This is a genomic window from Clostridium sp. YIM B02506, assembly GCF_022324845.1.
Classification (GTDB): domain Bacteria; phylum Bacillota; class Clostridia; order Clostridiales; family Clostridiaceae; genus Clostridium_T; species Clostridium_T intestinale.
Genome location: NZ_JAKGTG010000022.1, coordinates 58842 through 73021, shown reverse-complemented (window position 1 = coordinate 73021; position 14180 = coordinate 58842). Strand labels below are relative to the sequence as shown.

Genomic DNA, 14180 nt, shown 5'->3' with positions numbered 1-14180 from the left:
GGTTGAATGGTTGAATGGTTGAATGGTTGAATGGTTGAATGGTTGAATGGTTGAATGGTTGAATGGTTGAATGTCTTAATAGCGTAATGTCGCAATATCATAATAGCACAATATCATAATCCTTGAAATTTAATATTTATAAATAAAAAAGATAGAAAAGAGAACTTATTTTGAGGCTAGAGAATATTATGGGAATAAGGAGAGAAAATGGAGAACTTAAATAAAGACAATGAAATATTGCAAGGGGAAGAAAAAATTGAGAAATTTGCTGAGTGGGTGGAAGTTAAGGGCTGACGTACCATAAGAGAGCTCGATATAGCCGACTTAGTGGAAGAAAAGCTTAAAAATGACCCTGTTAAAAAACCTGCTATTGAGACGAAAAAAGTGAAGAAAGTTGCTATACAAAGGGAGTATTATTATTCAGATTCTAAATATAAGAAGAGTTTTTACCTTGGTGTTCCTATAATAAGAATGTTAAATGACTTAAAAGGAAAACATCAAAATGTAAATGTGAGGCAGTAAAATTGTTGAATGTGCCATAAGGTATTATTATAAATATATTATTTGCAGGTGGTGATTAACCACCTGTTTTTTGTTGTGTAGAAATTTTTTATTGACAGGAAAAGGATATTAATGATATCATGTGACCATAAAGAATAAGTTGGTCATAGGGGGGTGATTGTATGGCGAAGGCTTTTACAGATGAAGAAAAAGATATAATAAAAAATAAACTTAAGTTAGCTGCACGGGAATGTGCTTCAAAATATGGAATGAAGAAAACTACTGTAGATGAATTAGCAAAAGAGGTAGGAATATCTAAAGGTGCATTTTATATTTTTTATGACAGTAAAGAACTATTGTTTTTTGAGATGATGGAGGATTTGCATGAAGAAATTTATACAAATGCTGCAAGAACTCTTATTGAGAGTGAGGGTGAAGCAGAAAGTGATAGATTGGCAAAGGCTTTTATGACAGCTCTTAAAAGTATGGCTGAAAATAATCTTATGTATTTTTTAGAAAATGAAATAGAGTTTTTACTTAGAAAAATCCCTAAAGAAGTTAAAGAAAAACACTACCATAGTGATGATTTTCATATAAAAGAACTTATGGAGCTTACTAATTTTAACTTTTCTGTTTCTTATGAAGTGGCTTCTGCTGTAGTAAGGGCCCTAATATTAACAGCTTCTAAGAGAAAAGAAATAGGGGAAGATTTTGATGAAGTTATTTGGATTTTAGTAAAAGGTGCATGCGAGAATATGCTAAAAAGATAGTAAGGTATACCCCAATAATATGATTAGTAAATAATACATAATAAGAAAGGAGGATTATATGAAACCTATTGTTGAATTTAAAAATGTATCTAAAATTTATGAAGTTGGTGATAAAAAATTAATGGCGGCTGACAGAGTTAATTTTACTATTGATGAGGGTGAATTTGTTGTAATTCTTGGACCAAGTGGAGCAGGTAAATCAACTATACTAAACTTGCTTGGAGGAATGGATTACGTAACTAGTGGAGAAATTGTAGTTAATGGCAAAAATATAGAAGGTTATTCTGATAATGAACTGACAGAGTTTAGAGGTGAAAATATTGGATTTGTATTTCAGTTTTATAATCTAATACCAACACTAACTGCATTAGAAAATGTGTCCCTTATAAAAGAAGTTGTAAAGGACCCCTTAGATGGAAAAGAAATATTGGAGTCAATAGGACTTATAGATCACGTGAATAAATTTCCATCCCAATTATCAGGAGGTGAGCAGCAAAGAGTATCAATAGCTAGAGCTTTATGTAAAAATCCAACAATGTTATTATGTGATGAGCCAACAGGTGCATTAGATTCTGAGACAGGAGTTATGATTTTATCTTTACTTCAAAAAATGTGTAGAGAAAATAAAAAGACAGTTATAATAGTAACTCACAACGGAATTCTTGCTGAGGCTGCGGATAAAGTCATAAGGGTTAAAAATGGGAAAATACAAGAAATTATTGTTAACACCTCACCTAAAAAAATAAGTGAGGTGAATTGGTAATGTTATTTCGTAAAATGCTTAGGGATATGAAGCAGCATAAAACACAGTTTATTTCTATTTTTCTAATGGCTTTCTTAGGCGTTTATATCTATAGTGGTGTAGGTGGAGATTGGCATGGATTGAAAAAGATAGTAGATAAATATTACACAGATACTAATCTATCTGATATTTGGATTTACAGCAAAGGATTTTCTAAAGAGGATATAGAGAAAATTGAAAAACTTACAGATGTTAAAGAAGCTCAAGGTAGGATGAGTATTGAAGGGATAGGGGATTTTGATAATAATCCAAGTTTAAAACTTAATTTCTTAGATGAAGATAAAGTATCTAAAAATTTTCTTGTTGAAGGGGAAGAATTCTCGGTAGATAAAGAAGGTATTTGGTTAGATTATAGTTTTGCTAAGGAAAAAAAGTTAAAGATTGGAGATGAAATAAAGGTTAGTTATTATGGAGTCTCAATAACTGAAAAGATTAAGGGTACTATATATAATCCAGAGTATGTTTATTTTACAAAAGGTAATGACATGATACCAAATCATAATAACTATGGTTTTGCATATTTATCATATAAATCACTACCAGCTGGATTTAATATTGTATATACAGATTTATTGGTTACTAGTGAGAATAAGAATTATTCCGCACTTGAAGATGAGATAGATAAAACATTAAATGGGAAATATAGTGTTATTATATCAAGAGAGGATTTTCCGAGTTTTACTATGTTTGATGAGGAAATTCAACAACACAAAGCCATGGGACAGGTATTCCCAATAGTTTTTTTAGGAATAGCAGTTTTAACTATTGTGACCACAATGTCAAGATTGGTGAATTCTCAGAGAACACAAATAGGAACTCTAAAAGCTCTGGGTTTTAAAAGAAGACAGATTCTTTTTCATTATATTTCTTATGGATTTTGGTTACCTCTTTTAGGTGCAGCCTTAGGAGCTATATTAGGGCCAATAAGCTTACCATTTCTTTTTTATAAATCTCTAAAAACCACTTATACACTTCCAGAATGGAAACCAGGGATAGCCTTGAGTTTTGGAGTGGTAGCATTGATTTCAGTGACTTTATGTGTTATAGCAACTTATTTAACCTGTATGAATGTATTAAAGGACACTCCTTCAGAAACTTTAAGACCTAAGGTACCTAAAATTATGAAGCAAAACATTATAAGCAAGACTAAGCTATGGAATAAACTTGGGTTTAATGCTCAGTGGAACTTTAGAGATATATCTAGAAGTAAAATAAGATCTATAATGGGTATAGTTGGAGTAATGGGATGTATGGCGTTATTAGTTTGTGCATTTGGGCTACAAAACAGCTTAGACGATATGAGTAATTGGCAGTATAGGGATATATATAGATTTGATAGCAAATTGGAGCTTGAAGAAAATATAAATGAACAAGAACTGAAAAATATAATTGATAATACAAATGGAGAAGTCTTAATGGAGGGAGCTATTGAGGTTAAAGTAAATGGAGCGAAAAAGAGTGGAACCATGCTTGTAACTGATGATACAACTCTTATAAAATATACGGATAAAAGTAGAAGGTTTATAGATTTACCTAAAAACGGGATATCAATAAGCTATAAACTTGCAAACTTACTTGGCGTGAAAATTGGAGATAAAATTGAGTGGCATATTTATGGAGAAGATAAGTGGGTATATTCCAAAGTAAGTGAAATTTATAGAGTTCCTATATCACAAGGGGTAGTAATATCTAAGGATGATTACGATAAGCTTGGATATGATTATAAGGCAACCTCAGTTATAACTTCAGAAAAAGTTAGTGAGGACTTAAAAGGAGTAAATTCGAAGTGGACAAGAGAGCAGCTTATAGAAAGTTATGATACTTTAAGCGAAGCAATGAACACATTAGTTTATATATGCATTTTTGCAGCGGCCCTTCTAGCAATAGTTGTTTTATATAATTTAGGGGTTATATCTTTTGTAGAGAGAGAAAGGGAACTTGCAACTCTTAAGGTTATAGGTTTTAAAAGAATAAAAATAGCCAAATTATTATTGACTCAAACGATAATTTTAACTATTTTAGGTATGATAATAGGAGCACCTATAGGAAAGGCGCTTATTGAATATATGTGTTCTTTTTTAGGAGATGATTTTGATATGATGGTAGTGATAAATACATCAAGTATTATTTATAGCATTATTATAACCTTGGGGCTTTCAATAATTGTAAATCTAATGTTTTCAAGAAAGATAAAAGATATCGATATGGTAAGCTCACTTAAGGGTGTAGAGTAAATTCTTTTGATGTCTTTTTGTAACTCGTAAATAACTTAACTATTCATAAAAAATAAGAAGAACAATTCAGCGCTTGTGAGAATTAAATTAACTTAATATAAGTAGATGGACTTTTTCTCACAGGCGTTTACAAAAGGTAGAGTGAAAAATAATATTTATAGTAGTTACAAAATCCTTTTACGAATTTAATTAATGGACATATAGGAAGAAATTTGTCAATAAAAAATAAGTATTTTCTTATTTTGAAAAGGTTAACAATTCATCTCTAAAATCAATTAAACTATAAACCATGTAATAATAAATTGAATTTAGAGGTAGGAATAATGGGAGTTTATAAATTAACCATAAATTTATTGAAGTCAGATTTAAAACAATGTATTTTCTATTGTTTATCCATAGCTTTTTCTGTTGGGATTATTTTTAATGCATTTAATATAGTGACAAATGAAAGTTTTGTTGCATTAGGAAAAAACGAAGCAGAAGTATCATCCACCATAATATTTTCAATAATATCAATAGTAATTTTATTTACTTTTTTCGCAAATTCTTATTTTATTATGAGTAAAAGTAAAGAAATTGCCACATCTATTTTAAGTGGAGCTAATTATTATAAAATATCAGCATTACTGTTTTTCCAAAACTTTATTATTATAGGACTTGGAAGCATATTAGGTTATATTTTAGGAATAATTATTAGTCCTTTATTTTTATACATTATGTTTAGAGGGCTTGGCATAAGCGGAAGTATTTTAGATTTATCTACTGAAGGTATCTGGGGAACATTTGCAGTTATAATGGTACAATTTTTTTGTGTAAGTTATGGAGATTTTATGTATGTATCCAGTAAAGAAATTACTGAATTAATGAAGGAAAATAGACAAGTATATAAGCCTGACGACAGGATAGTAAAAACACCTAAAATTGTATACTTAATTATTTACTTAATACCTATAGTTACAATATTTATAAATCCCAAAAAGTTAGATCCATCTGCTTTAATTTTTATAAATATAGTACTTTCAATATATGGAACTCAGGGAGTAATTAGATATTTTTTGCCAGATACAATATTAAAGCTTAAAAAGAATAAATACATAAATGATAAAGTAAAGTTAATATCCTTTAGTAATCTACATTATTCTTTAAGAAAATTAGATTTTTTAGTTGTGATACTTTCTGTTTCTACAATTACTCTTATAGCTTTATCTGGATTATATAGTCATTCGTCTAGTATTAAAATAGTAAGTATATGCTCCTATATTACTATTATTATTTTAATGGCAATAACTATTTTGTATAAGCTGATGATTGAGGTAAGTAATAGAAGATATGCATTTAAGCAGTTAAGATTGATAGGGTATACTATAAGTCAAATAAAAAAAGTTATATTTCATGAAGTGAAAATATTTTATTACATGGTAATAGGTATTCCATTATTTCATATAGTTATTTACTTAATATTATTTAAAAATATAGGAATTATATCTATGACTTTATCTTTAGCATTTTTGGGAATTTATCTACTAACCTTTTTAATTATAGGAATAATATCATATTTTGTGTATAAAAGGTTAATAACCGGTTATTTATAGGAGGCAGTTATAATGAAAAAAATAATAGAGGCTAAAAATATTATAAAAGTTTACGGGGACAAAGCAAAAGTTAAAGCATTAAATGGAGTTAGTTTAACTGTCAATGAAAGTGATTTTGTATGTATTATGGGACCATCTGGAACAGGTAAATCTACATTTTTGAATATATTAGCTACTATTGACAGACCTAATGGCGGAGAGGTTAAAATAAATGATAAAAATGTTACTATTATGTCAGAAAAAGAAATAAGCAGGTTAAGATATGAAAATATAGGTTTTGTGTTTCAAGAATTTAATCTAATAGATTCACTTACTATAAGAGAGAATATAGGGGTTCCCTTGGTGCTGGCTAATAAGGATAAAGAATATATAAATAAAAAAGTTGAAGCTATATCTAAAGATCTTAATATATATAACCTTTTATATAAGTTTCCATCAGAGTGTTCTGGTGGACAAAAACAAAGAGCTGCTATTTGCAGGGCGTTAGTTACGAATCCTAAAATGATAGTTGCAGATGAACCTACAGGAAGCTTGGATACCAAAAGTTCTCATGAACTACTTAAGATTTTGCAAGAAAGAAATGAAAAAGATGGAATTGCAATTCTTATGGTTACCCACGATTCTATGATAGCAAGTTACTCTAAAAAATTAGTTTTCTTAAGAGATGGAAAGATTGATGAAGAGATTGAAAGGAAGTCTTTAACCCAAAAGGAATTTTTCTATAAAATTGTTGATACTACGTCTAGAGAATCACAGTCATTATTTGAAGCATTTTAACAAATATCCCTTAGTTTAAAGTATAATTAAAAGCTAAGGGATATTTGTATTTAATTTATGATAGAATAGGTAAAAAGATTATTTTAGATAAATCATTATAAAGGAGCTTAATTACAATGAAAAAAGCTTTAATAGATTTTTGCAAATCGATAGATATAGAATGTGTTGGAATAGCTCCACCAGGACCATATTATGACTTTAAAGAAAGATGGGAAAAGCAGATAGAAAGAGGGTTTTTAACTGGTTTCGAAGAGATGGATATAGAAAAAAGGGTAGATCCAAGACTAACCTTAGAAACAGTAAAATCAGTTATAGTATGTCTATTTCCATATTATATTGGGGAAAGCGCGGAAGGTAATATTTCTAAATATTCTTATGGGCTAGATTATCATATAGTAGCTAAAGATAAGCTTAAAAAAATAGGAGAATTTTTAAGTGAAAATATAGAGGGTTTTCATTATAAGGAGTTTTCAGATATTGGGCCTTTAAGCGATAGATACTTGGCTCATAAGGCAGGCTTAGGGTTTTGGGGAATAAACAATCATATAATAACAGATAAGTATGGAAGTTATGTTTTTATTGGTTACATATTAAATAATTATCCTTTTGAGGCTGATAAGCCTATTGAAAAAACTTGTGTTCAATGTTTAAGATGTATGAAGGCCTGCCCGGGACAATGTATTCAAGGAGACTTCACAATAAACCCACTCAAATGCAAGTCATATTTAACTCAAAAAAAAGAAGAACCCACTAAAGAAGAAGAAGAAATAATTAAAAAAACATCATTGATATGGGGATGTGATGTTTGTCAAAATGTATGCCCTCATAATAAAGGAATTGAGGAAACTATATTAGAAGAGTTTAGGATGGATTTAAAATATAAGATAGATTGTGAAGAAATAAGCAAAATTTCTAACAAAGAGTTTACAAGAAGATATAAACATAAAGCCTTTGGCTGGAGAGGGAGGAAAATACTAGAAAGAAATTGTGAAATAATTAATAAAAATTAAGATAAAATATAAAACACTCTGATATAAAATCAGAGTGTTTCTTAATTTGGATTTGTATTTCTAATTAATACCCCTATTAATTAAATTAATTATTTTGCAGCTTTTGCAGCTTCAACAAGAGCTGAAACATAACCTTTAGTATCAACTAATGTAGCACCACTTACTGTATCAACCATCTTTTCAGTGCTAGTATCTTTTAATACTTTTTCTAAATCAGCAACTGTTTTACCAGTTACATATTTTTCGATAGCTGCTAAAGAATCTTCAACAGGAGTTGTAGCTTTACCTTTTTCTTTCATATTTTTGTTGTAGTATTCAGTATTAGCTTTCTTTGAAGCTAAAACATTTTTTGGATCAGCATAACCTTTAGCAAAATCTTTATCGGAGTTAGGTACGCCTGTTGCTACATCTGTGCTCATGAATTGATAATCATCTAAATAAGCTCCAACGATTGTATCACCAGATACTGTAGCTACTGCAATTGTGAAACATTTAGTTCCGTGAGCAGCATATTCAACTTTACCCATTTTTATGTTGCTTGTATCAACTGGAGAAGTTGATGCAGGTTCTGTTTTGCTTCCGCATCCAGCTAGTCCTAAAACAAGACCTAATGATAATACGATTCCTAAAAATTTTTTCATAGTAGTTTGTCCCCCTCTAAATTGGTATTACGTTTTCATTTATATATTACAGTGTCGTTATTTTTTTGTCAATGGAAATGTTAATAGAATTGAAACATTTTTAACAAATATTCAAAACTATCACTTTAACAGAAATATAATTAAGCTTATAATAAAAAAGTAATAACTTACTAAATACTTTAATAATAAGGGGAGCAATATATGTATAAGTATAATGATTACCATCTACACTCAAAATTTTCTTTTGATTCTAAAGAGGATATTAAAAATATAATTTTAAAAGCAAAAGATAAACATATTAAAGAAATATGCCTAACAGAACATTTCAGTATGATAGAAGGCAATGTTAGTTATGGATTCTTAGACTTTGAGGAATATGCGCAAGAGATTTCAAAGTATAATTCAACAAATAATGATATAAATATTAAACTTGGTTTAGAAATAGGAGAAGGACATTTAAGGATTAAAGAGATAGATGATTATTTAAAAGGAAAACCTATAGATTTTATAATAGGTTCACTTCATAGAATAGATAATATAGGTGTAATTAATCATATAGAAGAAAAAGATATTGATGAAGTGTACAAAAACTACTTTTTAGAAATGTATGAACTTGCAGATACAAGTGAATATGATGTGTTGGGACATATGGACTTAGTCCAACGATATGCTTGGAATAAATATTCGAGATATAATTATTTAGATTATTTAGATCTAATAGATAATTTATTAAAAAAAGTTATAGAAAAAGGAAAAGGTATTGAAATTAACACCTCTATATTAAAAAAACATAATGATTTTATGCCTAAACTAGATATAGTTAAAAGATATAAAGAATTAGGTGGAGAAATAATAACTGTTGGATCTGATGCACATAGTGCTGATAGAGTAGGGGAAGGGATAGAGTACGTATATGAGTTTCTTAAGGAAATAAATTTTAACTATATAGCTACCTATGATAAAAGAAAAGTAACACTTATACCACTGTAGAATTTATTTTTTCAGTAGTTTCATTAGATCCATTTAACAAAATAGGGTGTGTATTAACAAATGTTTAGAACACTCTATTTTACTTATTGGAATCAGAAGGGTCAGGTGGTATAATTTACATAAAAGAAGCAAGTGAGGAAGGCAAAATGAAAAAATTAAAATCTATACATATTAAACTAGCAATGATAGCAGTATTATTTATTTGGACAATAGCTTCATTAGTTATCGTTTTTAAAAATATAGTTGGAGATTTTACTATAGGGTTAGTAGTGGGAAACATTTTTCTATTAGTGATTGTATATTTGTATCTATTAGTAGACTCCATATTAAAATTAATAAAGTTAGATTCCAAGAACATAAAAGATAGGGGATTTAAGTTTATAGTATTTTTTATCCTAATAGTTATTTTGGATTTTATCCTATATTATTTTACTAAAGCCAAGGGTTTAAGATTAAGTACAAGCATACCAGTGTCAATTGTACTTTCATTAGGAATTTCTCTTTTTGATTTACCTTTTATAACTAAAATTAAGGAAGATGATAAGGATGAATAATAATATTTTAATAATTGAAGATGATGTATCTATAAGTGATATGGTAAAAAATTATCTAATAAAAGATGGTTTTAGTGTTACAACTGCTTTTGATGGAGAAGAAGGAGTTGTAAAATTTCTTAATGATGATTTTGATTTAATAATATTAGACCTAATGTTACCTAAACTAGATGGACTTGATACTATGAAAATAATAAGGAATAAAAGTTCAGTTCCTATATTAATAATGTCAGCTAAAGGTAGTGATGTAGAGAAGGCTGTAGGACTAGAGCTTGGGGCGGATGACTACATAGCTAAACCTTTTTCAATGATAGAAATATCAGCAAGAATAAAGGCTGCCATTAGAAGAGCTACTAAATATTCCACTAACAAAGAAGACAATATAATTAAAATCAAAGATATAACTATAGATTTAGATAGCTTTTTGGTTAGTAAAAATGGGCAAAATATTCAACTTACATCAAAAGAGTTTGATATATTAAAGTTATTTGTAAAGAATCCTAATAGAGTTTTCACAAAAGCTCAAATTTACAGTTTTGCATGGAAAGAAGAATATTATGGAGATGAAAATGTTATAAATGTACATATGAGAAGACTTAGAGAGAAGATTGAAGATGATCCTTCAAAGCCTGAATATATAAAAACCTTGTGGGGAATTGGGTATAAGTTGGAGGTAAACTAATTTGCTTATTATTTTATGGATTGTAATAGCTATATTAATCTGTATTATTTTGTATCAGTATTTTTCGCAAAAAGCTAGAAATGAAAACTTAGTATATATAAAGGGAAAATTAAAACAAATATTAAATGATAATAACGAAGAGAAGGTACTGGTTGTAACTGATGATAAGGTTTTAAAAGATCTATTATTAGAAATCAATAATCTTTTAGAAAACAATCAAAAGATTTTAGCTGAATATAGAAAAAAAGAAGATTCTATGAGAAAAATGCTTTCAAATATTTCTCATGATTTAAAAACCCCTCTTACTGTAGTTTTAGGTTATATAGAGACTATAAATTTAGATAAAGATATGCACAATGATGAGAAAGAAGTACTTTTAGAGAAAGTGCATGACAAAACTATTGAGGTAATTGATTTAATAAATAAGTTTTTTGATTTAGCTAAATTAGAATCAGGGGATAAGGATATTTCTCTGACTAGGATAAATATAAATGAGGTATGCAGAAAAAATATACTGAACTTTTATGATATATTAAATTCTAAAGGATTTGAGGTAGATATTAATATTCCAGAAAAAGATTTATATGCCTTTGGAAATGAAGAAGCACTTGATAGAATTTTAAATAATTTACTTTCTAATTCTGTTAAATATGGAACAGATGGCAAATTTATAGGATTAAGTATAGAAGAAAATGAGAAATCTATTTATATACATGTAATAGATAAAGGAAGAGGGATAGAAGAAGATAAGGTAGATAGGGTTTTTGAAAGAATGTATACACTTGAGGACTCAAGAAATAGGGTTTTTCAAGGCAGTGGGTTAGGTCTTACAATAACCAAAAGATTAGTTGAAAAGATGAATGGTGAAATATTTTTAAAAAGTATACCTTATAAAACAACAACATTTACAGTTAAGTTAAAAAGAATAGACTATTAAATGAAACCAAGATGTACAAAATTAATGCATCTTGGTTTTTAAACTTAAGTATTTTGTAAGATTTGATTAATAAAAAAGAGAAGTTGAAGATTTAGAATAAACTTAGAGATAAGGTAATAAAAGGAGTGAGAGCATTGAAATATATATTAAAAACTACAAACTTAACAAAAACATTTAAGGATAAAAATGTTGTTTCAAATGTTAATATGAACATTAAAAAAGGTGAGATATATGGATTTCTAGGACCAAATGGAGCAGGAAAAACTACAATCATGAAGCTTATTACTAACTTAGTTAAACCAACTGAGGGAGAAATAGAAATCTTCGGAGAGAAGCTCACAAACACATCATATGAAGTCTTAAAAAGAATGGGAACTATAATTGAGTACCCAGTATTTTATGACAAGGTAACTGGAAGAGATAATCTTGAACTTCATTGTGAGTATATGGGATATCATAATAAAGAAGCTATTGATAAAGCACTAGATTTAGTAGATTTAAAGGACATTGAAAATAAAGCAGTTAAGGATTATTCATTAGGAATGAAACAGAGGTTAGGAATAGCAAGGGCTATATTAACTAAACCGGAGTTATTAATATTAGATGAACCTATTAATGGACTTGATCCTATTGGTATAAAGGACATGAGAAATTTACTTAGAATGTTAAATAAAGAATATGGAATGACTATTTTAATTTCAAGCCATATCTTAAGTGAAATAGAGCAAATAGCAGACACTATTGCAGTAATAAATAATGGAAGATTGGTTGAAGAAGTTTCTATGGAAGAGATTAGAGGGGAAAAGAGTGAGTATATAGAAATTGTAACTAAGGATTGTTCTAAAGCTGCTTTTGTTTTAGAAAACAACTTAAATATAACCAATATAAGAGTTGAAGAAAATACACTTATAAGAATATATGATTTAAGATTAAGCCAAAATGAGATATCAAAGGCTTTAATTCTAAATGATGTTAATATAGAAGCAATAAACAAAAAAAATAATTCTTTAGAAGATCATTTCTTAAAATTATTAAAGGATGGTGAAAGAAGTGCTTAATTTAATAAAGCTTGAATATAAAAAGGCTAAAATAAGTGTTAAATCAGTAGTTATAACCAATATAATATTAGTGGCATTATTAATGATTACTGTTTATCTAGCTAAAACTGAAGGAGATTTACCTATATATGACTATAATACTATGTTTGAATTTGATGGGTTAATGGTAAGGGCAGTATTTTTAGTTTTTACTGCTGTAATAATATCTAGGGTTATGATTAGCGAATATACAAATAAAACTATAAATATTATGTTTATGTACCCAATAAAAAGGATGAAGATAATGGTATCGAAAGTGATTTTAATATTAAGTTTTTCCTTTTTAAGTATGTTTTTATCTAGCATATTCGTAAATATATGTATATATATTATGAATAAATTTATTTATATTTTTGACGAAAGATTGACATTAGAGATAATTTCTAAAGGGTTAGTTAATACTTTAATTTTTTCTTTAATCTTTTCTTTTATTAGTTTAATCCCAATGTTCGTAGGTATGAAGAAAAAGAGTACAGTAGCTACTATAGTAACATCAGTTATAGTACTTAGCATATTAGGAAATGGGGTTCAAGAATCAATAATAATTACGACTGCTATGGGTGTTATTGGAATAATAGCTTCATATTTATCTATAAGAAATGTTGAAAATGCTGATTTATTAAACTAATAAACTCCACCTTGAAATTAATCAAGGTGGAGTTTATCTTACAATTGTATACTATATTCATTACGAGTAGCAAGATGATTATTAATAGAAAGTTTAAAGAAAAATTTGGGTTTTAGATTCAGCTACTGATATAATAATAGGTATAAATTAATTTTATGATATGAAAGGAAGTATTAAATATGGCATTGATAGATTGCAATTTTCACTCATATGTACTAAATACAAAAGTAAATGTAAGAGTAGTAATTCCAACATTATTTGATATGAATAAATATGAAAAAACTTTGGATGAAGTTTATCCTATTAAAAAGTTTAAAACTTTATATTTGTTACACGGAATGTTTGATGATTATAGTTGCTGGACTAGACATTCTAATGTTGAAAGATATGCTGAAGAGAAAGATCTAGCATTAGTAATGACTTCAGTTCAAAATAGCTTTTATGTAGATACAGAATACGGGCATAACTACTACACATTTATTACAGAAGAACTTCCAAGGTTTGTTAGAATGACATTCCCTTTGTCAGATAAAAAGGAAGATAATTTTATTGGTGGCTTATCAATGGGGGGATATGGTGCACTTATGATAGCACTTAGAAATCCAGATAAGTTTGCATCAGCTGTTTGTTTATCAGGAGCTGTTGATGCTTTGGAAAGCGTTGATTTTTCAAAGGAACCTCCTTTTATTAAGTTAAAGGCAATGTTTGGCGAGAATCCTGAAAAGGTTAATCCATATAAAATATATTCACTTATAGAAAATCTGACTAAAAACGGTCTTAAACTTCCAGGAATATATCAAGCTATAGGAACAGAGGACTTTTTATATGAATCCAATGTTAGATTTAAAAAGTATCTAGAAGAAAAAGGAATTTCATCCACTTACGAAGAAGGACCAGGAGGACATGAATGGGATTTTTGGGATACTTATATTAAAAAAGCAATAGAGTGGCTTAATTTATAAATA

Annotated in this window: 15 protein-coding genes; 14 read left to right on the top strand and 1 reads right to left on the bottom strand. The window is 28.4% G+C overall.

Features of this window, described 5'->3' with window-relative positions; genetic code table 11:
- The first annotated feature begins 327 nt into the window (after positions 1–327).
- The 7 genes from L1S49_RS15960 (at position 328) to queG (ending at position 7686) form a co-directional block, all read left to right on the top strand.
- Positions 328–522, top strand: coding sequence for a hypothetical protein (locus tag L1S49_RS15960; RefSeq protein WP_238906289.1), 195 nt, complete (start codon positions 328–330; stop codon positions 520–522).
- A gap of 161 nt (positions 523–683) precedes the next feature.
- Complete coding sequence (locus L1S49_RS15955; protein WP_238906287.1) at positions 684–1271, top strand: TetR/AcrR family transcriptional regulator; 588 nt, start codon at positions 684–686, stop codon at positions 1269–1271.
- 58 nt (positions 1272–1329) lie between these two features.
- Complete coding sequence (locus tag L1S49_RS15950) at positions 1330–2034, top strand: ABC transporter ATP-binding protein (RefSeq protein ID WP_238906285.1); 705 nt, start codon at positions 1330–1332, stop codon at positions 2032–2034.
- Complete coding sequence (locus L1S49_RS15945; RefSeq protein ID WP_238906283.1) at positions 2034–4307, top strand: ABC transporter permease; 2274 nt, start codon at positions 2034–2036, stop codon at positions 4305–4307. The genes L1S49_RS15950 and L1S49_RS15945 overlap by 1 nt, the downstream gene beginning before the upstream one ends.
- A 323-nt stretch (positions 4308–4630) precedes the next feature.
- Positions 4631–5899 (top strand): FtsX-like permease family protein, encoded by a 1269-nt coding sequence (locus L1S49_RS15940; protein ID WP_238906279.1) that lies wholly within the window; start codon positions 4631–4633, stop codon positions 5897–5899.
- A gap of 12 nt (positions 5900–5911) precedes the next feature.
- Complete coding sequence (locus tag L1S49_RS15935) at positions 5912–6676, top strand: ABC transporter ATP-binding protein (protein WP_238906277.1); 765 nt, start codon at positions 5912–5914, stop codon at positions 6674–6676.
- 116 nt (positions 6677–6792) lie between these two features.
- On the top strand, positions 6793–7686 hold the full coding sequence (gene queG, locus L1S49_RS15930; RefSeq protein WP_238906275.1) for a tRNA epoxyqueuosine(34) reductase QueG: 894 nt from the start codon (positions 6793–6795) through the stop codon (positions 7684–7686).
- 89 nt (positions 7687–7775) lie between these two features.
- On the opposite strand, the gene L1S49_RS15925 is transcribed toward queG, so the two are convergent.
- A complete protein-coding gene (locus L1S49_RS15925; protein ID WP_073022063.1) occupies positions 7776–8327 on the bottom strand; it encodes a hypothetical protein in 552 nt (183 codons plus the stop codon).
- Between the two features lie 201 nt (positions 8328–8528).
- Here L1S49_RS15925 and L1S49_RS15920 point away from each other — a divergent pair, with 201 nt between their 5' ends.
- The 7 genes from L1S49_RS15920 to L1S49_RS15890 all read left to right on the top strand — a co-directional run bounded on the left by L1S49_RS15920 (position 8529) and on the right by L1S49_RS15890 (position 14177).
- Positions 8529–9317 (top strand): histidinol-phosphatase HisJ family protein, encoded by a 789-nt coding sequence (locus L1S49_RS15920; RefSeq protein ID WP_238906274.1) that lies wholly within the window; start codon positions 8529–8531, stop codon positions 9315–9317.
- Between the two features lie 146 nt (positions 9318–9463).
- On the top strand, positions 9464–9871 hold the full coding sequence (locus tag L1S49_RS15915) for a hypothetical protein (protein ID WP_238906268.1): 408 nt from the start codon (positions 9464–9466) through the stop codon (positions 9869–9871).
- Positions 9864–10553 carry a response regulator transcription factor gene (locus L1S49_RS15910; protein WP_238906267.1) on the top strand — a complete coding sequence of 230 codons (690 nt, stop codon included), beginning with the start codon at positions 9864–9866 and terminating at the stop codon, positions 10551–10553. Before L1S49_RS15915 ends, L1S49_RS15910 begins: the two co-directional genes overlap by 8 nt.
- A gap of 1 nt (position 10554) precedes the next feature.
- A complete protein-coding gene (locus L1S49_RS15905; protein ID WP_238906265.1) occupies positions 10555–11490 on the top strand; it encodes an ATP-binding protein in 936 nt (311 codons plus the stop codon).
- Positions 11491–11624: 134 nt separating this feature from the next.
- A complete protein-coding gene (locus tag L1S49_RS15900) occupies positions 11625–12548 on the top strand; it encodes an ABC transporter ATP-binding protein (RefSeq protein ID WP_238906249.1) in 924 nt (307 codons plus the stop codon).
- Positions 12541–13215: an ABC transporter permease gene (locus tag L1S49_RS15895; protein ID WP_238906247.1), complete on the top strand. Its 675-nt coding sequence runs from the start codon at positions 12541–12543 to the stop codon at positions 13213–13215. Before L1S49_RS15900 ends, L1S49_RS15895 begins: the two co-directional genes overlap by 8 nt.
- A gap of 179 nt (positions 13216–13394) precedes the next feature.
- Complete coding sequence (locus L1S49_RS15890; protein ID WP_238906238.1) at positions 13395–14177, top strand: alpha/beta hydrolase family protein; 783 nt, start codon at positions 13395–13397, stop codon at positions 14175–14177.
- Positions 14178–14180 lie beyond the last annotated feature (3 nt).

Coding starts and splice junctions, on each gene's coding strand:
- L1S49_RS15890 (WP_238906238.1), top strand. CDS start 13,395: ATGGCATTGATAGATTGCAATTTTCACTCATATGTACTAAATACAAAA.
- L1S49_RS15940 (WP_238906279.1), top strand. CDS start 4,631: ATGGGAGTTTATAAATTAACCATAAATTTATTGAAGTCAGATTTAAAA.
- L1S49_RS15935 (WP_238906277.1), top strand. CDS start 5,912: ATGAAAAAAATAATAGAGGCTAAAAATATTATAAAAGTTTACGGGGAC.
- L1S49_RS15910 (WP_238906267.1), top strand. CDS start 9,864: ATGAATAATAATATTTTAATAATTGAAGATGATGTATCTATAAGTGAT.
- L1S49_RS15955 (WP_238906287.1), top strand. CDS start 684: ATGGCGAAGGCTTTTACAGATGAAGAAAAAGATATAATAAAAAATAAA.
- L1S49_RS15945 (WP_238906283.1), top strand. CDS start 2,034: ATGTTATTTCGTAAAATGCTTAGGGATATGAAGCAGCATAAAACACAG.
- L1S49_RS15925 (WP_073022063.1), bottom strand. CDS start 8,327: ATGAAAAAATTTTTAGGAATCGTATTATCATTAGGTCTTGTTTTAGGA.
- queG (WP_238906275.1), top strand. CDS start 6,793: ATGAAAAAAGCTTTAATAGATTTTTGCAAATCGATAGATATAGAATGT.
- L1S49_RS15920 (WP_238906274.1), top strand. CDS start 8,529: ATGTATAAGTATAATGATTACCATCTACACTCAAAATTTTCTTTTGAT.
- L1S49_RS15950 (WP_238906285.1), top strand. CDS start 1,330: ATGAAACCTATTGTTGAATTTAAAAATGTATCTAAAATTTATGAAGTT.
- L1S49_RS15915 (WP_238906268.1), top strand. CDS start 9,464: ATGAAAAAATTAAAATCTATACATATTAAACTAGCAATGATAGCAGTA.